1 protein-coding gene is annotated in these 862 nt (G+C 63.8%); it reads left to right on the forward strand.

What is annotated here, in order from left to right; translation table 11 throughout:
- Positions 1–58: 58 nt before the first annotated feature.
- Positions 59–862 (forward strand): transposase (locus DC522_RS33800; protein WP_205769941.1); only part of this gene is annotated, 804 nt, incomplete at its 3' end.

Here is an 862-nt window from a genome sequence, read left to right on the forward strand (position 1 = left end):
GAGGCTGTGTGGAAACAGGCTGATTTGGTAGACTTGCTCTCCGACGTGGGAGGCCAAGATGACGCGCTTCATCGAGGGCAAGGACCGCCGGCAGACGCTGCTCCTGCCTGAATGCCTGGACGACTATGTCACGCAAGACAATCCGGTGCGGGTGATCGATGCCTTCATCGATGAGCTTGATCTACGCGCCTTAGGCTTCACCCGGGCCCAGCCTGCCGCCACGGGTCGACCCGCTTACCATCCGGCCATCCTGCTCAAGATTTATCTCTACGGTTACCTGCACCGGGTGCCGTCGAGCCGTCGCCTCGAGCGCGAGGCCAATCGCAATCTCGAGCTCATCTGGCTCACCGGCCAACTCGCGCCCGACTTCAAGACCATTGCCGACTTCCGACGCGACAACGCCGCGGCGATCCGCGCCACCTGCCGCCCGTTCGTCGGGTTGTGCCGCGGGCTGGGGCTGCTCGCGAGCGGCGAGGTCGCGCTCGCTGGCTCCAAGTTCAAGGCGGTCAACAGCGACGGGCGCAACTTCACCCGCGCGAAGCTGACCAAGCAGATGGCGAAGATCGAAGCGAGCATTGCGGGCTATCTGGCGGCTCTCGACCAAGCCGATCAGGCCGAGGATGAGAGCGCACCGACCCAGGTGAAGAAGCTGCAAGACAAGATTGCCACATTGCGTCAGCGGATGCAGGCACTCCAGGCCATCGGCGAGCAACTGGAAGCCGGTTCTGACCAGCAGCAGGTCTCGCTCACGGATCCGGATGCCCGCGCCATGGTAACCAGCACCAACCCACGCGGCATCGTGGGCTACAACGTCCAAGCCGCCCTCGACACGCAGCACCATCTGATCGTCGCGCATGAGGTC

Origin of the sequence: Microvirga sp. KLBC 81, assembly GCF_003075415.1 — a bacterium.
In the GTDB taxonomy this organism is placed as follows: Bacteria; Pseudomonadota; Alphaproteobacteria; order Rhizobiales; family Beijerinckiaceae; genus Microvirga.